The following is an 18,865-nucleotide window of genomic DNA, read 5'->3' as shown; positions in this document are numbered from 1 at the left end:
CCACCGCCGCGATCCGGCGGCGGTGTCTCGTGCGCCACATAATGCCTGGTTGAACGCTCATCGAGCAGGTGGAAGACCGTCGGCACGTACCGACGGTCCGGCACCCACCGACGGCAGGTCGGCTCCTCGCGTGCGGTGGGCAGCTGCCCGCCGAGGGTGGGTCAGCGCAGGGTCAGCTGCCGGCCGATGAGGCCGTCCCGCGCCCGGCGCTCGGTCGCGTTCAGCGGCTCGTCGTCGAGCGACTTCAACGCCGTCTCGAGCCGGGCGCCGAGGGCGTCCTTCGCCTCCGCCCATTCGCGGGCGTGGGCCTCGGGGTCGAGGTCCCAGACCGGGACGAGCAGGCCGTGCGCCCGGAACGAGCCGGCGTAGCGCGAGCCCTCGCCGAGGCCGAGCTCGCCGGCCGCGGACAGCCGGGCGAGGGCCTGGAGCAGCAGGTTCTCCGGCTCCGGCCGGACCCAGCGCAGGTGCGCCTTCTCGCCGGCGAGGACCCAGTAGGCACCCGAGCCGAGCCGTTCGGTGGGCATGATCGCGGCGTTCGCGCGCTCGAGCGACACGGCGACGTCACCGGTGGCGTCCGCGTCCTCCGGCAGCCACCAGCCGAAGTCCTGGTGCAGCGTGACGTCGAGTTCGGCACCGGGCGTCAGCAGGTCCTGGAGCCGCGCGTGCTCGTCGGCGGACGGCGGGGTGGTGGTGTCCGGCACGCCGAGGACGTCACCCTCCTTGGCGTCCAGCAGCCACTTCAGCGACCGGCCGAGGTCCCGGCTGATGTCGGAGGAGCGGGTCTGCACCTGCAGGCCGAGGTAGCGCCGGCCGTCCGAGCGGACGAACGCGGCCGCCGCCATGGGCAGGACGGTCCCGAGGGTGACGTCACCGCCGTCGGCGAGGGTGAGCTGGGCCGTCGCGGACGGCACGAACTCGCGCAGCGCGATCAGCTCGGGCTCCGCCGCCAGCCCTTCGAACGGCTGGCCGACGAAGACGTCGCGCACCTTCGGCTTGCGGTCCGATGCCTGCTTGGGACCCTTCTTGCGCGCGCCCTTGCCCATTGCTGCCTCCTCTGGCTCGGCTTCAGACGCTATCGAAGGGTTAGTCTCGCGACGTGTTCGACCCCCGCGATCCCACCTTCCTCGAGAACCCGTACCCGGCGTTCGCCGCACTCCGCTCACGCGGCGAGGTTCACTTCCACGAAGGGCTCGGCCTCGCCATCGCGGTGTCGCACGCCGCGTCCTCGGCGGTGCTGCGCCACCGCGGCCTCGGCCGGATCTGGCAGGACGCCCAGCCGCTCGAGCGGTTCGCCTCGTTCAACCTGCTGCACCGCAACTCGCTCCTGGAGAACGAGCCGCCGGCGCACACCCGCCTGCGTCGCCTGATCGCGGGCGCCTTCGGCCGCGGCCACGTGCAACGGCTGCGTCCGATGGTCGCAACGCTCGCCGCCCGCATGGTCGACGACCTGGCAGCCGCGATCGCCGCCGACGGCAGTGCCGACCTCCTCGAGCACCTCGCCCAGCCGCTGCCGGTCGCGGTGATCGCCGAGCTGTTGGGCGTCCCCGGCACCGACGGACCGCGGATGGTCCAGCTGTCCAACGCCATCGTGAAGATGTACGAGTACGACCTGCCGGAGCAAGGACGCGACGCCGCCGAGCGGGCGGCGGCCGAGTTCGTCGAGTACGTCCGCTCGGTCGCCGCGCCCCGCGCGGACGCCCCGGGCGACGACATCATCAGCGACCTCCTCCGCAGCGAGCTGACGCCGGACGAGCTGGTGGCCACCGCGGTGCTGCTGCTGATGGCCGGCCACGAAGCGACGGTCAACGTGCTCGGCAACGGCATCACGGCGCTGCTCACGCACCGGGACCAGTGGGAGCGCCTGCTGGCCTCACCTGCCCTTCTGGATTCGTGTGTCGAGGAGCTGATCCGGTTCGACGCGCCCCTGCAGCTGTTCGAGCGGACCGCGACCGAGGACGTGTCGATCTGCGGACATGTCGTTTCGCGCGGCGAGAAGATCGGCGCGCTCCTGGGCGCCGCGGCCCGCGACCCGAAGGTGTTCGACGAGCCGGACCGCCTGGACATCGGCCGGACGCCGAACGCCCACCTCGGGTTCGGCTTGGGGATTCACTACTGCGTGGGTGCTCCTCTCGCTCGGGTGGAGATCGCCGCCGCGCTAAGCGCGCTGGCGGAGAAGCTGCCGGGGTTGCGCCTGACCGGCACTCCGCCACGGCGGCCGGAATTCGTGATCCGTGGGTTGAAGGAGCTTCGGGTCACCGTGTGACGGGACCTGGACCAGTCTTGCGTGATTCCGGGCGGATCTCGCGTGATTGGAGGCGGGACTCGCGTGACTGGAGGCGGAACTCGCGTGACTGGGGAGTCATCTCGCGTGATTGGGGCGACGACACGGGGGTTCATGGGGTTACTCCGGTGAAGAGGTCTTCTTCGAGGTGGGGGCCCGGGGTGGGGTGGGCCAGGTGGTAGTCCTCGTGGGGCCAGGCTTGGCGCTCGATTTCGCGTGAGTGGGCGAAAAACGGGTGAGCCGGGTCTACCTGGGTGGCGTGGGCCAGGAGGGCTCGGTCGCGCGTGGTGAAGTGGGCGTCGCAGCGGATTTTTGTGGTTACCGGGAATTTGTCGGGTGGGAGTTCGCTCAGGACTTCGGCCATTGAGGATTCCAGGCCGGCGGCGAGGGTTGCCTCGTGCAGCGTCTGGAACCAGGCGCGGCTCAGAGTTGCTTGGTAGTACAGCTTTTGCGGCTGCCACGGCTCGCCCGTGCCGGGATAGCGGGCGGGGTCGGCGGCTGCGGTGAAGGCCTCGACCGTCACGTCGTGGGTGCGGATGTGGTCCGGGTGGGGGTAGCCGCCTGTTTCGTCGTACGTGATCACCACGTGCGGGCGGAACTCGCGGATCAGCGCCACCAGCGGCGCCGCCGCTTCGGAGAGTGGCAGGGCCGCGAAACAACCCTCGGGCAAGGGCTCGCCCTCGGCGGGGAGGCCGGAGTCGATCAGGCCGAGGAAACGCTGGCGGACGCCCAGGATCTCGGCGGCCGCGGCCATTTCGCGACGGCGGATCGCCGGGAGGTTCGCCCACGTCTCGGCCGTGTCGAGAGCCGGGTTCAGGACGTCGCCGCGTTCGCCGCCCGTGCAGGTGGCGACCAGGACGTCGACACCTTCGGCCGCGTAGCGCGCCAGGGTGGCCGCGCCCTTGCTGGACTCGTCGTCCGGGTGGGCGTGGACGCTCAACAGGCGGAAAGTCACCGGGTGCTCCTCTGGGGGAAGAAAAGTGCGGGGATCAAAGTCAGCGCCGAGAGCGCCAGCGCCCACGTGAACGTGGTGCCGAACGCCGCCGGGGCCGGTGCGGCCGTGAGTTCACTGTGGAGGATCGCGGCCAGCAGGGCGGTGCCCAACGAGCCGCCGATCCGGTTGACCACGTTGAACGCGCTCGCCGCCCGGGGGATGCGGGACCGCTCCAGCGAGCCGTACAGCGTCGTCATGCCGGGGGCCGTTGCCGCGCCCAACCCGGCGCCGCGGATCAGGAGGGAGAGCGTCAGCAGGGCACCGCCGGGTGCCGAGCCGAGCCGGGTGAACGCGATCGTGCCCAGCAGGGACAGCGCGATCCCGGCCAGCATCATGCGCCGCGGCCCGAAGCGGGCCAGGAGCCGGCCGCTCGCCAGCATGACCGCCGCCGAGCCGAGTGCCTGGGGCGCCAGCAGCAGCCCGGCCCGCAACGCGCTCGCGTGCTCGACCTGCTCGTAGTACAGCGGAAGCAGCAGCATCGAGCTGTACAGCGACGCTCCCAGCAGGAACGTGCTCGCGCTCGCGACCGCGAACCCCTTGTTCCGGAACAGCGCCAGCTCGAGCACCGGCGACGCCGTCCGCGACGCGTGGACGCCGTACGCCAGCAGCAGCACGGCCCCGGCCACCCAGGCAACGACCACGCCTTCGGCCAGGCCGTAGACGAACGCGCCGAGCCCGGGCGAGAGCAACGCGAGCCCCCGGACGTCCAGAGCAGCAGGCGCGCCGCCCGGCGCCGGAGCCGGCAGGAGCCGCCGCGCGCAAAGGAACGTCGCGACGCCCAGCGGGACGATGCCGAAGAACATCCAGCGCCACCCCAAGCCCGCCACCAGCGCACCGCCGAGCATCGGGCCCAGCACCGGGGCCACCGTGGCCGGCAGGGTGATCACGCCGATCATCCGGCCCAGCGCCGGACCCGCCGCCTGCGCGAACACCGCCTGCCCGACCGGCTGCATCAGCCCGCCGCCCAGGCCGTGCAGCACCCGGAACGCGATCAACGCCGGCGCCGACCAGGCGAAGCCGCACAGCAGCGTGCCCGCGGTGAAGATCGCCACCGCCGCCAGCCAGACCGCGCGGCCACCGAACCGGTCGGTCAGCCAGCCCGACAGCGGGATGGCCGCCGAGGCCGCGAGCAGGTACGCGCTCGCCACCCACTGCACCGTGGTCAGCGGGCTGTCCAGGTCAGCAGCGATCGAGCCGATCCCGACGGTCACGATCGTCGCGTCGAGGATCGACAGCACCGCGCCCATGATCAGCACACCGCCGAGCCGCCACAGCGCCGCATCCGGCCGGACTGCCGTCGTCATGCTCACCCCCAGTTGATTAGGTCGAACCTCAGATTAGGTCCGACCCAGTCACTGGGTCAAGCACAATCTTGGGTCCGACCCAGTAGAGTGACGCCATGAGTGAGGGCCTCCGCGACCGGAAGAAGCACGAGACCAGGAAGACCATCTCCGACGTGGCCACGCGGCTGTTCATCCGCAACGGCTTCGAGGACGTGACGATCGCGGACATCGCCGCCGAGGCGCAGGTCGCCAAGATGACCGTGACGAACCACTTCCCGCGCAAGGAAGACCTGGTCTTCGACATCCGGGAAGACTTCACCTCCTGGCCCGCCGCCCTGATCCGCGACAGCGTCTTCCACGACACGCGCGAGCTCTACTTCGAAGCGCTGGGCGCCGAACACGCGCTGGTCGGCTTCTCCGGGCCCGGCTTCGTGCGGATGATCAACGAAAGCCCGGTCCTGACGAACGCGCTGCACGAGATGCACCGCGAGCGCGAGACGGCGCTCGTCGACCTCCTCATCCGCCGCCACCCCGAGGAAGACCTCAACCCCACGCTCGCCGCCGCCCACCTGGCGACGGTTCTGCGCGTGCTCTTCCAGGAGGTCTTCGACCGGACCCTCGAGAACGAAAAAACGATCGTCGACGAGCTCTGGCCGATCGCGGAACAGGCTTTCGACCAGCTGGAACCGGCCTACGGCCGCTACTAGCGCACGGCGCCGGCCGGCCGCGAAGCCCGCAGCTCCGGCTCAGGGGCACCCCGAACCTTCAGCACGCGCATCTCGCGCACGGCCAGGGCGTCCGACGGCGCCAGCAGCGCGGAGAACCGCCGCACCACCAGGGCCGTCATCACGGCCAGCGCGGCCGCGGAAAGGTCGGTCACCGCGACCAGGACGACGCTGTCGGCCATCGACTGCACGTCGTCGCGGAAGCGCCAGAAGATCGACACCCCCAGCAGGACCCAGTTGAGCAGCCAGGCGCCCCACCACCCGAGCACCTGACGCGACGGCTTCGGCCGGGCGGCCCGCGAGCGGCCCAGCACCGCGTGCTCGAGTTCGCCGACGACCGACAGCGCCAGCGGCAGGTTCGCCACCGGCACGAGGACGCCGACCAGCACCTGCCACACCGGCCGGGGTGGGTCGTCACCCGACACGTCCGCCGCCGCCTGGCGCGCGACCAGCAGCCACCAGAGCGTCAGCCCGGCGGGCAGCAGCGCGAGGATCGAGGCGAGCAGGCCCGCGGTGAGCACGAAACCGTCGGAGAACGCCACCACCGAGCGGGACAGCGCGGATTCGCGCCCCTGGACCAACAGCACGTACCGCCAGACCTCCGCGCTCGCCGCGGCCACGGCGAGCACCGCGTACGCGAAGAGGACGACGACCACGCTGCGGCTGAGCACCGGCACCCGGTCGATCGGGCGGATCTCGTCGGACACCGTGCCGGGCACCGACGTGGGGCGGCGCCAGACCAGGTTCGGGAACCCCCAGCGCGGCGGCACCGGGTACGACGGCGGGCCGAGGTACGGCTCGGGCGCCACGGCGCGGCGGCGCGGCCACGCGCCGGGCGGCGGGGTGGCCACCCAGCGCAGCTTCGGCCGGTGCACCGGACGGCGGTGGTAGGGGTACGGCTCCGGCTGGGCGGCCAGCGTCCGGCCCTGCAGCTGCTGGGCCGTCGGCGGCGGCGCCTGGCGCGGCCAGTACCCGGGCGGGTACGGCTGCCCGGCGGGAGGCTGCCCCGGGTGCAAGGCTAGATCACTTCGGGTTCGATGCCGGGGTGCTCGCCCACCATCGGACGGCCTTCGCGCTGCCACGCGCCCATGCCGCCGGCCACGTTCACCGCGTCCCAGCCGCTCTGGTTGAGCCACGCGGCCGCCCGCGCGGACCGGCCGCCGCTGCGGCAGATCACGTGGATCGGCTGGTCTTCGGGCAGATCGGCCAGCTCGCCGACGCGGGCGGGCAGCTCCCCCATCGGGATGTGCACCGCGCCGGGCGCGTGCCCGGCGGCCCACTCGTCGTCTTCGCGGACGTCGAGCAGCACGAGGCCGTCCTGGGGCAGGTCGCGGACCTCGGCGGTCGGCAGTTCAGCAGGGCTCACCACGGTCTCCATGCTGCCATGCGGAGGCGTTGCCCGCGCGTGAGGTCAGCGCATCACTTGCGGTGCCGGCCGCGGCCGGCGACGCGGGTCTTCTCCTCGGCCTGGCCGAACCGCGCGACCGCCCTGTCCCGCATGAAGCCGAGCGGGTCCGGCGCGTGCAGCCGCAGCATGATGTCGTGGACGTGCTCCGGACGGCCGTAGCCGGTCACGCGGCTGACCAGGTACGTCGTCACGAAGGAGGCCGGGACGGTGATCAGCGCGGGCTGGTTGACGAACCAGGGCGCCCAGCCGCCGGTGTAGCCGCTCACGACGTTGATCACCAGTGCGGTCAGCACCAGGCCGCCGCCGACGAACATCCCGGCCAGCGCGCCCGGCCAGGACAGCTTGCGCCACCAGATGCCCAGCACGAGCAGCGGGCTGAACGTCGACGCGGCGAGCGCGAACGTCAGCCCGATCGACAGCGAGATGTCTTCCGGCCGCAGCGCGACCGCCAGCGCGATCGGGAACAGCGCGACCAGCCCGGCCGCCACGCGGAAGTCCCGCACCCGGCCGGGCAGCACGTCGGTCGACACGACCCCGGCGACACTCACCAGCAGCCCGGACGTGCTGGACAGGAAGGCGGAGAAGGCGCCGGCCGCGGTGACCGCGCCGAGGATCTGGCCGCCGATCCCGGGCAGGATCGCGGACGGCAGCTGCAGGATCGCCGCGTCCGTCTTGCCGGTCACCAGCAGCTCGGGAACGTACATCCGCGACAGCGCGCCCAGCAGCGTCGGGAAGAGGTAGAACAGCCCCAGCAGCAGCAGCACGTGCACGGTCGTGCGGCGCGCGGCCTTGCCGTCGGGGTTGGTGTAGAAGCGGACCAGCACGTGCGGCAGGCCCATCGTGCCGAGGAACGTCGCGAACATCAGCGAGTACGTCTGGAGCAGGTCGGTGAGGCTGCCCGACGCCGGGTGCAGCCAGTCCGCGTTGTCGGCGACGGAGTCGCTGACCACCGGGACCGGCGTGCCGGCCACGAACTTCAGCTTGGTGCCTTCGGCAACCGTGTGCGGCGCCAACGGTGTCCAGCGCGTCGGCCCGGCCGCGGGGCCGTTGTCGGTGCGGCCGTAGGCGTAGAGGTAGGTGTCCGACGTGACGTGCAGGGTGACGTCGGTCTGCACGTCCACCGTGGTGTCGCTGACGAAGACCGGCGGCGCGGGCGAGCCGAGCGGCCGGAACCCGTCCGGGCCGCCGCTGGTGAAGAAGACCATGCACAGCACGAACGCGGGCACCGAGATCGCGAACAGCTTGAGCCAGTACTGGAACGCCTGGACCACGGTGATCGCGCGCATCCCGCCGGAGATCACGTTGAAGGTCACCACGATCATCACCGCGACCGCCCCGGCCCACACCGGCACCGGCAGGATCGTCGCCAGGGTCAGACCGGCGCCCTGCAGCTGCGGGACCATGTACAGGATCCCGATGAACACGACGAACGCCGTGGAGAACCGGCGCAGCCCCTGCGAGCCGAGCCGCATTTCGACGAAGTCGGGCAGCGTGTAGGCCCCGGACCGGCGCAGCGGCGCCGCCACGAACAGCATCAGCGCGAGGTACCCCGCGGTGAACCCGATCGGGAACCACAGCGCGTCGGCGCCGTCCTTGAGCACGATCCCGGCGATGCCGAGGAACGAGGCGGCGGACAGGTATTCGCCGGAGATCGCGGCCGCGTTGCGGCGGGACCGCACGGTGCGCCGCGCGACCAGGAAGTCGTGCGTGCTCGTCGCCGACCGCGAGGAGCGGTGACCGAGGTAGGGCGTCACCACGGCGACCAGCACGATGCCGGTCAAGGCCCACGGGTTCAACTGCACGGGAGGAATCCTCGCACGAGTGAGTGCGAAACTAGTTTTCGATCATGTCCACGAACGCGCGTTCGTTGCGTTCGGCGAGCCGGTTGTACCAGATCCCGACGCCGAACAGGAATGGGAACGGCAGCACGCCGAGAATCAGCCAGGCCACCGGGATGCCGAGCAGGCTGGCCCGGGAGAACCCGGGCACCAGGTAGAACAGCACGGGCAGCGAGCCGAAGACGCCGACGACGAGCAGTGCGAGCAGCAACGCCGTCCGCAGCTGCACCTTCACCAGGTGGTCGCGGACGAGCAGCTTCCCCCAGCTGGTCTGCTCCTCCAGCTCGACCCGGGCGCGCAGGGTCCCGGCGCCGCGGCGCGGGTCGGCGAGGATCACGCGCTCCCGCTTGGGTTTCGCGTGGTGTTCCGGCTTCGGCGGCGGCTCGTCCTCCGGCGCCGGCGGCAGGGACTCGACGACGGCCCGGTCGGCAGGCTGCTGCAGCGGCCGGTGCCGGCCACGCCTGCCGAGGGTCGGATCCGGTTCGCGGACGCCGTTCGAGCGGCGCTCGTAGAAGTCGTCGGTCACGGCCGGCCCCGGCTCAGCCGTTCCGGCCCGAACCGACCAGCCGGTCCTTCAGCGCGCGAGTGTGCCGCCGGCTCACCGGCAGCACCTTCTCCTCGTTGCCGATGACGACCTGGTAGCCGCCCTGGCCCATGCGCAGCTCGGTGATCAGCGGCAGGGCGACCAGGAACGACCGGTGGATGCGGACGAACCCGGCCTTCTCCCAGCGCTCTTCGAGCTGGGCCAGCGGGATGCGCACGAGGTGGCTGCCTTCGGTGGTGAACAGCCGCGCGTAGTCGCCCTGCGCCTCGACCCAGCGGACCGAGGAGCGCGGGATGAGCTTGGTGGTGCCGGCCAGTTCGACCGGGATGACCTCGTCGTCGTTCTTGACCGGCTCGCCGCCCAGCGCGCCGGGCGGGGGCGCCGCGGCGGCGGCCAGCTTGTCCAGCACGCGCGAGATCGCACGGTCGAGGCGGTCCTGCTGGTACGGCTTGAGCACGTAGTCGAGGGCGCCGAGGTCGAAGGCGTTGACGGCTTCTTCGGCGTGCCCGGTGACGAACACCAGCGCGGGCGAGGGCCGCAGCGCGGCGAACACGCGCGACATCTCCATCCCCGACAGCCCGGGCATGTCGATGTCCGCGAAGACGGCGTCGACGATCGGCAGGCCGCGGTCCTTGCGCTCGCGCAACCGCGGGTCGTCGGTGGACAGCAACCGCAGCGCCTCGGAGGCGTCGATCGCCGGGAACACCTTCGCCACGTGCGGGCTGTTGCGCAGGCAGTGGACGAGTTCGTCAAGACCGTTCGGCTCGTCGTCCACAGCCAGGACCACGAGCTTCCGGGTGTCATCGTGAGCACTCACAGTGAAACGCATCCTGCCCATTGCCGAGTGCAATGTCCAGCCCCCGTCCGCCTGAAGTGGGGAACCCGCGGCCGAAGCCGCGGGCCCCCTGCTTTCAATGCACGAAGGTGAACCAGTTCAGGTTCACGAAGTCGGCCGGCTGGCCGCTGGTGAAGGTGACGTACACGTTGTGGACGCCGGTCACCCCGCTGATGTTCGCCGGGACGGTCCGCCAGCTCTGCCAGCCACCGGTGTTCCCCACCGCGAAGCTGCCGACGGGCGCGTTGGACCGGCTGTCCAGCCGCACCTCGACCAGCCCGCTGACCCCGCCCGCGGCTCCGGACGCCACGCGCGCCTGGAAGTTCGTGGCCGCGCTGCCGCCGAAGTCGACGTTCGGGTACAACGCCCAGTCGCCGTTGGCCACCGCAGCGATGTTCTGGCCGCCGCCGGTGTCCGTGGTGGCCTCCGTGATCAGACCGGACTGCTGGCTGTACGACTCCGCCTGGATGGTGCTGTAGGCGCTGCCGCCACCGGACGGCGGCGTGGTCGTGGTGGGCGGGGTCGTCGTGCCGCCACCGCCGCCGCGCGTGGTGACCGTGACGTAGTCGACGACCATCGGGTGCCCCGGCACGATCCCCGGTCCCGGCGTGGTGGTGCCGGAGTTGTTGTTGGGGAACGCGCCGCCGATCGCGAGGTTCAGCAGCACGAAGTAGCCCTGGTGGGTGGTCATGTTCGCCCAGGTCGTCGCGTCGAGCTGGTTCTGGCTCACCGAGTGGAACTGCTGCCCGTCGACGAACCAGCGGAGCACCTGCGGGCTGCTGCTCGCGTCCCATTCGAAGCGGTAGGTGTGGAAGGCCGACTGGCAGCTGCTGCCGGGGCACGCCCGGTTGTTCGGCAGGCCGGTGGTCTCGTTGCACGGGCCGCCCGGGTTGACGCCGCAGTGCAGGACGCCCCAGACGGAGTTGATCCCGTTGACGTTCTCCATGATGTCGAACTCGCCGATGGCGGGCCAGTTCCACCAGTTGCCGCGGTAGGGGCCACCGAGCGCCCAGAACGCGGGCCAGTAGCCGAGCGCGGCCGCTCCGGTGACGTTCGGCATCTGGATCCGGCTTTCGATCCGCATGACGCCGCCCGCCGGGGGCTTGAAGTCGGCGCGCTGGGTCTCGATCCGCGCCGACGTCCAGTTGCCCGCGCCGTCGCGCAACGGCGTGATGCGCAGGTTGCCGCTGCCGTCTTGCGAGAGGTTGCTGGTGCTCGCGGTGTAGTTCTGGATCTCCCCGGTCCCCCAGTTGGCGGGGCCGCCGGGGTAGCTGTGGCCGGTGTCGACGATCCAGTTCGCGCTCGAGGGGAGCGAGCCGGCGCCGCCGGTGAAGTCGTCGGCGAACACCGTGGTCCAGCCCGACTCGGGCGGCGGGATGGACGCGGCGGCGGGGATGGTCAGCGGGATGGCGATCAACGCGGCGCCGAGCACGGCGCCGATGGTGAACCGGAGGTGGGGCATCGGGTACGACCTCCTTGTCGTCCGGATTTGTTGCCGTTCGCAACAAAGCCCGTTGACGAGGAAACCCGACAGCCACCCCCGGTTCCAGAGGCGTTACAGGGGAAGAGTGATCCAGGTCACAAAGTCTGCCCGGAAGTACCCTAACCGGACATCGGCGTCAGAGACCGAAGCGCGACCAGGCCGCCTTCTGCGTCACCGCGTCCAGCACCGCCGAGGCCGCTGCCGGTGCGCCGATGCCGAGACGCGCGAGCAGCGGCCTCTTCGGCTCGGCCACCGAGATCTCCGCGGCCGGGTAGCGCTCGGTGACGATCTGCCGGAGGCTGCCGAGGCCGTCGATCAGACCGAGCTCGAGCGCCTTCGCGCCGAGCCAGACGTCGCCGGTGAACAGGTCCTCCGAGTCGGTCAGCCGGTCGCCGCGGCGCTCCTTCACCCAGTTCACGAACAGCTCGTGGAGCTGGGTGTGCATCTTCTTCAGCCACTCGACGTCTTCGGGCTTCTCCGGCGAGAACGGGTCCAGCCGCGACTTGTTCGCGCCCGCCGTGTGCAGCCGGCGCTCGATGCCGAAGCGCTCCAGCAGGCCGGTGAACCCGAAGCCGCCGCTGATCACGCCGATCGAGCCGACCATCGACGTCCGGTGCGCGTAGATCTCGTCGGCGGCGCAGGCCAGCCAGTACCCGCCCGACGCGGCGACGTCCTCGCAGAACGCCAGCACGGGCACGTTCTTCTCGTCGGCCAGCTGCCGGATCCGCTCGGCGACCAGCCCCGACTGCGTCGGCGCGCCACCCGGCGAGTTCACCAGCAACGCGACCGCCTTGAGCCGATCGTGCCCGAACGCCCTGGTCAGCGCCGATTCCACGGCGGCGAGATTGATCGCGCCCCTGGCCAGCGGCGACGGCGACGGCGTGATCACGCCGTGCAGCTTCACCACGGCCACGACGTCCTTGCGCTCGACCCGGTCGGCGAGCACCGGGATCCGCGAAGCCAGTTTGTCCGTAACGCTCATGAAGCCAGGCTAGCCGGACTCAGCCCATGGGGAGGATGCCGGAGCGCGTGCCGTTGACGCCGTTCACCTCGGCGCCGTTCAGCTGGGTCGGACCGCCCTGGGCCGGGACGTCGGCCTCGCCGCTGTCGGTCTCGGAGCTGTAGTCCGGCATGTTCGGCCGGACGCCCGGGACGAACTTCGGCACCCGCAGCGTCACCTTCATGCCGGCACCGGGCGCGGTCTCGACCATCACCGCGTAGTCGCTGCCGAAGACCTGCTGCATGCGCTGGCTGATGTTGCCGAGCCCGACGTGCGCGCCGGTGCTGTGCGCGTTCTTGACGTCCTTCAGCCGCCGCGGGTCCATGCCGATGCCGTCGTCCTCGACGCTGATCAGCGCTTCGGTGCCGTAGTCCTGCGCGATCACCGTGACGCAGCCGCCACTCGGCTTGCTCGCGAGGCCGTGCTTGACCGCGTTCTCCACCAACGGCTGGATGATCAGGAACGGCACGACGACGCTGAGCACCTCGGGCGCGATCTTCATCCGCACCTCGAGCCGGCCGCCGAAGCGGGCGTTCTCGATCGTCAGGTAGCGGTCGATGTTGCGCAGCTCCTCGGCGAGCGAGGTGAACATGCCCGACGTCCGGAACGAGTAGCGCGTGAAGTCGGCGAAGTCCTGAAGCAGCTCTCGCGCCTCTTCGGGGTCCGTGCGGATCAGCGCGGAGATCGTGTTGAGCGCGTTGTAGACGAAGTGCGGGGAGATCTGCGCGCGCAGTGCCTTGATCTCGGCCTGCTGGAGCTGCTGCTTCGACTCGTCCAGCCGGGACAGCTCGAACTGGGTGCAGACGAACTGGGCGACGGCGTCGGCCATCTGCACCAGCCGCCCGCGGGTGCGGCCGACGACGATCAGCGCCGCCTCGGTCTCGCCCTCCACCAGCAGCGGCACGATGACCGCGGTCTTCATCCGGCAGGTGCCGCGGTGGTTGCACGGCATCCGGTCGTGCGCCACGACCTCGCGGCGGTGCTTGCGGATCGCCGCCCCGATCGCCTCGACCAGGTCGACGTAGTGCTCGTTCGCCTCGCCGTCCCAGGACAGCAGCGTGCCTTCGCTGTCGGTGATGCCCACGGCGACGCAGTCGAGCATCTGCAGCAGCTGCGTGGTGATCTTGTCGGCGGCGTCCTCGTCCAGGCCGGCGCGCAGGTTCGGCGCCGCCTTCGACATCCGGTGCACGGCCTGCAGCATGGCGTCCTCCACCACGCTGGCCGGCCGGCGCTGTTTCACCAGCAGCACGATCACCGCGGCGACGAGCAGCACCACAAGACCCCACGGGACGATCTGCGCAAGCGGGAACCCGGACACGGCGTCCATGCTCTGCGCTCGACCGACCGGGTGCAAGACCTGATCCCACTTTCTGTCCAACTGCGATGACCGAGGGTAGAGGAGACCCTACCGAGCGTCCGGAAGCCGCTACTTCAGCAGCCGGGACATCCGCCGGTCGGCGAGCGGCTTGCCGCCGGTCTGGCAGGTCGGGCAGTACTGGAACGACTTGTCGGCGAAAGATATTTCGCGGATCGTGTCGCCGCAGACGGGGCACGGCAGCCCGGTCCGCGCGTGGACCCGCAGGCCCGACCGCTTCTCCCCCTTCAGCCGGGCCGCCTTCTGCCCCACCGACCGCTCGACGGCGTCGGACTCGATCTCGTGGATCGCCTCGGCCAAGGTTTCCAGCGCGCCTTCGCCGAGCTTGCCGATCGTGGCGTACGGCGAGAGCTTCGCGCGGTGCATGATCTCGTCGGAGTAGGCGTTGCCGATCCCGGCGAGGAGCGACTGGTCGGTGAGCGCCCACTTCAGCCGGGTGTTCTTCCCGGCGAAGAGCTCACGCAGCTGGGCGGCGTCGACGGCGAGCGCGTCCGGACCCAGCCGCGCCACGCTCGCGATCTCCTGCGGATCCTTGACGACCCACACCGCCAAGCCCTTCTTCGTGCCCGCTTCGGTGAGGTCGAAGCCCGGCCCGGTGGCCGACTCGAGGTGCACCCGCAGCGAGATCGGGCCCTTCCCCGGCTTCAGCGGTGCCGCGGCGAGGCCGTCGGACCAGCGCAGCCAGCCCGCGCGGGCCAGGTGGACGACCAGGTGCAGGTCACCGGCCACGACGTCGAGGTGCTTGCCGTGCCGGGTCGCGCCGGTGATCTCGCGGCCGTGCAGCTCGGTCCACGGCGGTGTCGCCGTCTTAAGGACGCTCAGCGATGCGACATCGATGCGGAAGATCGTCCGGCCCACGGCGTTCTCGCGCAGGTGGTGAGCCAGTGCTTCGACCTCGGGTAACTCGGGCATGGCACCAGTGTCCTACTCGACCGGGTGAAGGGGCCCGTCGAAGTCCGGCAGCGAATGCCGCTGGATGGTCTTGGAGATCTTCTTGACCTCGCCCTGCACGGTGAACATGCCGCGGATGGTGCCGACCCAGCGCTCGGACGGCCGGTCGCCGGTCACGTCACCTTCGGTCTCCGCGACCACGGTCCACGGACGGCGCAGGATCCACCGCAGCGGGAAGAACAACACCACGAGCAGCAGCGCCAGCAGCACCCACGCGGGGATGTTGACCTGGTCAGGCGTCCACACGACGAGGATCACGGCGAGCAGCGTGGTGACGACGACCATCGCGATCCCGGGTCCGTAACTGCCCGCGACGTCGTGCTCGAAGTCGTCGGCCGTCGCCGGTGCGCGCCATTCCATCTGGGCACGGACCACCCAGTCGCGGCCGTCTTCGCCGCGTACCAGCCGGTTCATTCAGTTGCCTCCCGGGGCGCCCGCAGGGTGAGCGCCTCAACGGTACCGTGCCCGGGCTCACCCGCGCGAGGGATGAACCGGACAACTCACCCGCCGGAACCGATCACCGCTGATCAAGAACCCGGCGGGGCGGCCGGAGCCGGGTCCGCCGGTTCGCCCGACCCGGTGACGGCCGGCGCGCTGCTCGGGCACGGCTTCCCCGAAGTCGGCGTCACCGTTGTCGACGGCTCTGTCGATGGCTCTGTCGACGGCTCCGTCGGGGTGTCCGTCGCCGAGGTGTCCGTCGATGTTCCCGGATCGCCGGCCTCGTCGTCCTTCGGCGCCGGCTTCTCCGGCTGGTCGGTGGGCTGGTCCGACGACGGAACCGGCTTGCCGGGCCGGCCGGTCGGCGACAGCTCGGGCGCGTCGGCGTCCTCCGGCACGGGCGCGTCGGCGGAGTCGGTCGTCATCGTCATCACGGGCCTCGACGAGTCCAGCCGCGGCGACGACGCCGGGTGGTCGGACGCGACGAAAGTCGTGGAGGGGAGGTCTTCGCGCGGGACAGGCTGATCGCCGGCACCGCCGCTGCCCACAGCCGCGACCGGGACGTCCCCGGCGACCGGCAGTTCGGGCACCTCGTTCGCGGCGACCTGCCGCTCCCCGTCCCGCGCCGGGGCCGGCACCGCGCCCCCGCTGCCACGGCCGTTGAGCACGCCGATGCCGATCCGCGGCTCCGGCGGCGCCTGCGGAGGCGGCTGGTGGTGCGTTTCGGACGGCGGCACCACGACGAGCTCGGGCGCCCCGCCGGGCAACCCGACGTCCTGCACCGGCCCGGACCCGAACAGCACCGGCCCGGCCGCGACACCCACGGCACCCACCGCGGCGGTCGACGCCAACGCCAGCCCGATCTTCACCTTCGAGCCGACCAGGACGCCCTTGACCGTCGCGCCCAGCCCGGCCAGCACCCCACCGCCGCCCAGCGACGCGGCAGCCGGCACCAGCAGCACCAGCACCCCGGCGTGCGCCCGCAGCGACGAGCAGACATCACGCAGCTCATCCTGCGTCGCCCGGCACGACGGGCAGCCGTGCAGGTGCGCCTTGATCCGCTCCGCCTCGGCGCCGGTGACGCTGCCCGCGGTGAACCCGCCGAGCTTCTCGACCACCGCCCGGCACGAATCCGGTCCCCGGTTCACCGAAAGGTGGGCCTGCAGGTACGCCGCCCGCAGCCCCTGCCGGGCCCGGCGGGCCAGCGCCGCGGTGGCGTTCGCGCTCAACCCGAAGTGCGGAGCGACCATCGCGGGCTGCTCACCCTCGACCTCGGTCTGCCACAACACCGTCCGCCACCGCTCCGGCAAGCTCGTGAACGCCGTCGTGATCAACGTGTGCTCGGCCGTGCGGGCGTGCGTGTCCGCACCCGCCCCGGCGCGGAAAGTCAGTTCGTCGTCGGACACCGGGACGTCCCGGCGCGCACCGTGCCACTCCCACGACACCCGGCGGGCGACGGTCAGCAGGTAAGCGCGGACGTAGTCACGGGGACCGGCGCCCCGGCGGAGAGCCTGCAACACGCGGAAGAACGTCTCCGCGGTGATGTCCTCGGCCTCGGACCGATCGGACGCCAGGCTCTGCGCGAGCCGGCGGACCGCGGCGGCGTGCAGCTCGAACAGCTCCCCGAACGCGGCGTCCTCGCCGTTGCGGAGCCGTTGCAGCAGTGCCTGCTCGTCGGATTCCGAGGCCGCTGGTGGCGGCACCGTGCCCAGCTCGGTCATCCGGCCCGGCACCTCCTCCCCGAAGGTCTCCCCATTCGGTCGAATGGAGACACCATACGGAGGGAATCAGCCGTCGTCACCCCTTGTACGCCAGCTGTGACACCGAAGCACCGGTCCGGGCACGGGGGGGGGACCCGGTGACCGGACCCCTCAGGGGTGGGTATAGAGTTCTTCCCATCAGCAAGGCAACGCGGATGTAGCGCAGCTGGTAGCGCATCACCTTGCCAAGGTGAGGGTCGCGGGTTCGAATCCCGTCATCCGCTCGCGGGTAAAAGGGCTGTATCGGCAAAAAGCGCCGATACAGCCCTTTCGCCATTTCACCCGGGGGGCCGAGCCCCCCGGACCCCCACGGTGCCTTCGCCAGACCTTCGGAGGGTTCCCCGCCCTGGTCTGGCCAGACTTTGGGGAGTTCCCCGGCTTCTGCCCGAATCAGACTTCGGGCTTGGGTTGAGGCCCACGGTGAGCGGAAGTCAGAGCTCGTAGGTGTCGAGGATTGTCGGGGCCACTGGGGTCAGGTGTGTGTCTTCGCGCTCTGTTACCTGGCCTCGGGCCATTCGGTAGACGCGGAAGTTGTTGTCGTTCTCCGTGTCCTGGTCGTCCCAGGTGTGCAAGAGGCCGTACGAGCCCGGGGCCAATTCGCCCGTGCGGGTGAACAATTCGAGGAGTTCGGGGGCGATCGGGCCGCCGTGCTTGTCGAAACCGCCGAAGTGGAGCATGGGCATCCCCGCGCTCCACCGGAGGTCGACCAGGTCGAAGTCACCCGCGTCGCGGATTGCGCGGTGCACGCGGTCGACCAGGCGTTCCAGGAGCGCCGCGTCGTCATCGCCGCTCGCGGTCGCCTGGATGGTCACCCAGCCGTGATATTCGAACACCTGCAGAACCGTAGCAAGAGATCAACCGGCGGCTCAGCGGGCCAGCGCGGACGGCTTCCCGTCACGGCGCAGCACGTTCGACAGCACGCCTTCGCCCAGGCGCTCGAACGCCGGCACCAGCTTCTCACCGAACACGCACAACGTCCGCTCCCACGGGTGCCCGAGCGTGCCGTACGAGAAGTCCGCCGCCAGGAACAGGTGGTAGTCCGCCCGCGGGAACACCGGCACCGGCCACCGGGCGCTCCCGGACATCAGGTGCGGGCGGACGCGGTAGGACTGGTGCTGCCAGTGCAGCGCCCACATCCAGTCGTCCGGACCGCAGACCTCGCGGAACGCGGCCAGCGCGATCGTGGCGACCTGGTGCTCCTCGACCGCGTACGGGCCGAGGCGGAACTCCGCCGAAGCGCGGTCCAGGTTCCCCGGCGAAAGGTCCCACGTCCGCGACGGCGCCGGCTCCCGGAACCCCGGCCAGGCGTGCGCGTAGGTGCTCGGCCAGAACGCCAGCTTGTCGTACACCCAGTACCAGGCCGGCTCGTCGACAACGCGGGAGACGGCTTCCCAAGCAGCATTCACGGTTTGAGACCTCGAGTCGGCCAGGCGCAGAAGAACACGCGAAAGCTTCGTGTTCGGCCTCCGGTTTGTCCAGTCCCCGTCCGCCCGCCGCGAACTGTGTCACTCATCCGGGTGGGTTCTGCCAAGTTGTGACCATGCGGGTTCTCTTCGTCCACGGCGCGTTCGTCCGCGACGGCGCGTGGTGGTGGCAACCGACGGCCGACGTACTCGCCCGGCACGGTCTGCGCAGCTCAGCGGCGGTGCTGCCCAGCTGCGAGAGCGAGCCGCGCGGCGACCTGCACGCCGACGCCGAAGCCGTCCGCGACCTGCTCGACGCCTCCGACGAGCCCGCGCTGCTCGTCGGACACTCCTACGGCGGCATGGTGATCACCACAGTCGGCGGCCACCCCGCGATCCACCGGCTCGTCTACGTGACGTCCTTCCTGCCGGACGTGGGCGAGGCGCTCGCGGACTTCGGCACGGGCGAGCCGTCGCCGTGGCACGAACAACGCGACGGTCGGTACCAGGATGACCGGCCCACCTGGCAGGCCGGAGGTGTAGTAGC

19 protein-coding genes and 1 tRNA gene are annotated in these 18,865 nt (G+C 71.0%); 4 read left to right on the top strand and 16 right to left on the bottom strand.

Annotated elements, in window-relative coordinates; translation table 11 throughout:
- Positions 1-161 precede the first annotated feature (161 nt).
- Positions 162-1,043 (bottom strand): DUF5926 family protein, encoded by an 882-nt coding sequence (locus tag ACFVYA_RS12410; protein ID WP_387044729.1) that lies wholly within the window; start codon positions 1,041-1,043, stop codon positions 162-164.
- Between the two features lie 53 nt (positions 1,044-1,096).
- Between ACFVYA_RS12410 and ACFVYA_RS12405 the strand changes: the two genes are divergently transcribed.
- Positions 1,097-2,263 carry a cytochrome P450 gene (locus ACFVYA_RS12405; protein WP_387044728.1) on the top strand — a complete coding sequence of 389 codons (1,167 nt, stop codon included), beginning with the start codon at positions 1,097-1,099 and terminating at the stop codon, positions 2,261-2,263.
- Between the two features lie 130 nt (positions 2,264-2,393).
- Here the strand turns inward: ACFVYA_RS12405 and mca are convergent, their stop codons facing one another.
- Entirely contained in the window at positions 2,394-3,236 is an 843-nt protein-coding gene (gene mca, locus ACFVYA_RS12400) for a mycothiol conjugate amidase Mca (RefSeq protein WP_387044727.1), read from the bottom strand.
- The gene (locus tag ACFVYA_RS12395; RefSeq protein ID WP_387044726.1) at positions 3,233-4,579 is read right to left on the bottom strand and encodes a DHA2 family efflux MFS transporter permease subunit; all 1,347 of its coding nucleotides are present in this window, start codon (positions 4,577-4,579) and stop codon (positions 3,233-3,235) included. The genes mca and ACFVYA_RS12395 overlap by 4 nt, the downstream gene beginning before the upstream one ends.
- Positions 4,580-4,674: 95 nt before the next feature.
- On the opposite strand from ACFVYA_RS12395, the gene ACFVYA_RS12390 reads away from it, so the two are divergent.
- The gene (locus ACFVYA_RS12390) at positions 4,675-5,265 is read left to right on the top strand and encodes a TetR/AcrR family transcriptional regulator (RefSeq protein WP_387044725.1); all 591 of its coding nucleotides are present in this window, start codon (positions 4,675-4,677) and stop codon (positions 5,263-5,265) included.
- Here the strand turns inward: ACFVYA_RS12390 and ACFVYA_RS12385 are convergent.
- The 11 genes from ACFVYA_RS12385 to ACFVYA_RS12335 all read right to left on the bottom strand — a co-directional run bounded on the left by ACFVYA_RS12385 (position 5,262) and on the right by ACFVYA_RS12335 (position 16,876).
- Positions 5,262-6,299, bottom strand: a complete 1,038-nt coding sequence (locus tag ACFVYA_RS12385; RefSeq protein WP_387044724.1) for a DUF4328 domain-containing protein — start codon at positions 6,297-6,299, stop codon at positions 5,262-5,264. The genes ACFVYA_RS12390 and ACFVYA_RS12385 overlap by 4 nt on opposite strands.
- 2 nt (positions 6,300-6,301) lie before the next feature.
- Positions 6,302-6,661 carry a rhodanese-like domain-containing protein gene (locus tag ACFVYA_RS12380; RefSeq protein WP_387044723.1) on the bottom strand — a complete coding sequence of 120 codons (360 nt, stop codon included), beginning with the start codon at positions 6,659-6,661 and terminating at the stop codon, positions 6,302-6,304.
- Positions 6,662-6,702: 41 nt separating this feature from the next.
- Complete coding sequence (locus tag ACFVYA_RS12375; protein ID WP_387044722.1) at positions 6,703-8,493, bottom strand: cation acetate symporter; 1,791 nt, start codon at positions 8,491-8,493, stop codon at positions 6,703-6,705.
- A 31-nt stretch (positions 8,494-8,524) separates the two neighbouring features.
- A complete protein-coding gene (locus tag ACFVYA_RS12370) occupies positions 8,525-9,055 on the bottom strand; it encodes a hypothetical protein (RefSeq protein ID WP_387044721.1) in 531 nt (176 codons plus the stop codon).
- Positions 9,056-9,068: 13 nt separating this feature from the next.
- Complete coding sequence (locus ACFVYA_RS12365) at positions 9,069-9,902, bottom strand: LytTR family DNA-binding domain-containing protein (protein ID WP_043792552.1); 834 nt, start codon at positions 9,900-9,902, stop codon at positions 9,069-9,071.
- Positions 9,903-9,984: 82 nt separating this feature from the next.
- Complete coding sequence (locus ACFVYA_RS12360; protein ID WP_387044720.1) at positions 9,985-11,370, bottom strand: carbohydrate-binding protein; 1,386 nt, start codon at positions 11,368-11,370, stop codon at positions 9,985-9,987.
- A gap of 157 nt (positions 11,371-11,527) precedes the next feature.
- On the bottom strand, positions 11,528-12,373 hold the full coding sequence (locus ACFVYA_RS12355) for a S49 family peptidase (RefSeq protein WP_387044719.1): 846 nt from the start codon (positions 12,371-12,373) through the stop codon (positions 11,528-11,530).
- 19 nt (positions 12,374-12,392) lie between these two features.
- Positions 12,393-13,718 (bottom strand): histidine kinase, encoded by a 1,326-nt coding sequence (locus ACFVYA_RS12350; RefSeq protein WP_387044718.1) that lies wholly within the window; start codon positions 13,716-13,718, stop codon positions 12,393-12,395.
- A gap of 99 nt (positions 13,719-13,817) precedes the next feature.
- Entirely contained in the window at positions 13,818-14,678 is an 861-nt protein-coding gene (locus ACFVYA_RS12345; RefSeq protein ID WP_285987612.1) for an Fpg/Nei family DNA glycosylase, read from the bottom strand.
- Positions 14,679-14,690: 12 nt separating this feature from the next.
- Positions 14,691-15,131: a DUF983 domain-containing protein gene (locus tag ACFVYA_RS12340; protein WP_387044717.1), complete on the bottom strand. Its 441-nt coding sequence runs from the start codon at positions 15,129-15,131 to the stop codon at positions 14,691-14,693.
- 113 nt (positions 15,132-15,244) lie between these two features.
- Positions 15,245-16,876, bottom strand: a complete 1,632-nt coding sequence (locus ACFVYA_RS12335) for a sigma-70 family RNA polymerase sigma factor (RefSeq protein ID WP_387044716.1) — start codon at positions 16,874-16,876, stop codon at positions 15,245-15,247.
- A gap of 190 nt (positions 16,877-17,066) precedes the next feature.
- Between ACFVYA_RS12335 and ACFVYA_RS12330 the strand changes: the two genes are divergently transcribed.
- Positions 17,067-17,139 (top strand) — tRNA-Gly (locus ACFVYA_RS12330).
- A 207-nt stretch (positions 17,140-17,346) separates the two neighbouring features.
- Here the strand turns inward: ACFVYA_RS12330 and ACFVYA_RS12325 are convergent.
- Both ACFVYA_RS12325 and ACFVYA_RS12320 read right to left on the bottom strand, forming a co-directional pair.
- On the bottom strand, positions 17,347-17,748 hold the full coding sequence (locus tag ACFVYA_RS12325) for an immunity 7 family protein (protein WP_285987610.1): 402 nt from the start codon (positions 17,746-17,748) through the stop codon (positions 17,347-17,349).
- Between the two features lie 33 nt (positions 17,749-17,781).
- Positions 17,782-18,321, bottom strand: coding sequence for a DUF2716 domain-containing protein (locus ACFVYA_RS12320; RefSeq protein ID WP_071831626.1), 540 nt, complete (start codon positions 18,319-18,321; stop codon positions 17,782-17,784).
- A 134-nt stretch (positions 18,322-18,455) separates the two neighbouring features.
- On the opposite strand from ACFVYA_RS12320, the gene ACFVYA_RS12315 reads away from it, so the two are divergent.
- Positions 18,456-18,865: alpha/beta fold hydrolase (locus ACFVYA_RS12315; RefSeq protein WP_387044715.1), on the top strand; the 410-nt coding region annotated here is incomplete at its 3' end.

The organism is Amycolatopsis sp. NPDC058278 (assembly GCF_042881395.1).
In the GTDB taxonomy this organism is placed as follows: Bacteria; Actinomycetota; Actinomycetes; order Mycobacteriales; family Pseudonocardiaceae; genus Amycolatopsis.
Note: the sequence above shows the minus strand (reverse complement) of the source record. Positions and strands in the feature narration are given on the sequence as shown.

What these genes read in the sequence shown, in the direction of transcription:
- ACFVYA_RS12335 (WP_387044716.1), bottom strand. Translation starts at nt 16,876, where the DNA reads ATGACCGAGCTGGGCACGGTGCCGCCACCAGCGGCCTCGGAATCCGAC.
- ACFVYA_RS12350 (WP_387044718.1), bottom strand. Translation starts at nt 13,718, where the DNA reads ATGGACGCCGTGTCCGGGTTCCCGCTTGCGCAGATCGTCCCGTGGGGT.
- ACFVYA_RS12345 (WP_285987612.1), bottom strand. Translation starts at nt 14,678, where the DNA reads ATGCCCGAGTTACCCGAGGTCGAAGCACTGGCTCACCACCTGCGCGAG.
- ACFVYA_RS12355 (WP_387044719.1), bottom strand. Translation starts at nt 12,373, where the DNA reads ATGAGCGTTACGGACAAACTGGCTTCGCGGATCCCGGTGCTCGCCGAC.
- ACFVYA_RS12395 (WP_387044726.1), bottom strand. Translation starts at nt 4,579, where the DNA reads ATGACGACGGCAGTCCGGCCGGATGCGGCGCTGTGGCGGCTCGGCGGT.
- ACFVYA_RS12365 (WP_043792552.1), bottom strand. Translation starts at nt 9,902, where the DNA reads ATGCGTTTCACTGTGAGTGCTCACGATGACACCCGGAAGCTCGTGGTC.
- ACFVYA_RS12340 (WP_387044717.1), bottom strand. Translation starts at nt 15,131, where the DNA reads ATGAACCGGCTGGTACGCGGCGAAGACGGCCGCGACTGGGTGGTCCGT.
- ACFVYA_RS12390 (WP_387044725.1), top strand. Translation starts at nt 4,675, where the DNA reads ATGAGTGAGGGCCTCCGCGACCGGAAGAAGCACGAGACCAGGAAGACC.
- ACFVYA_RS12410 (WP_387044729.1), bottom strand. Translation starts at nt 1,043, where the DNA reads ATGGGCAAGGGCGCGCGCAAGAAGGGTCCCAAGCAGGCATCGGACCGC.
- ACFVYA_RS12380 (WP_387044723.1), bottom strand. Translation starts at nt 6,661, where the DNA reads ATGGAGACCGTGGTGAGCCCTGCTGAACTGCCGACCGCCGAGGTCCGC.
- ACFVYA_RS12360 (WP_387044720.1), bottom strand. Translation starts at nt 11,370, where the DNA reads ATGCCCCACCTCCGGTTCACCATCGGCGCCGTGCTCGGCGCCGCGTTG.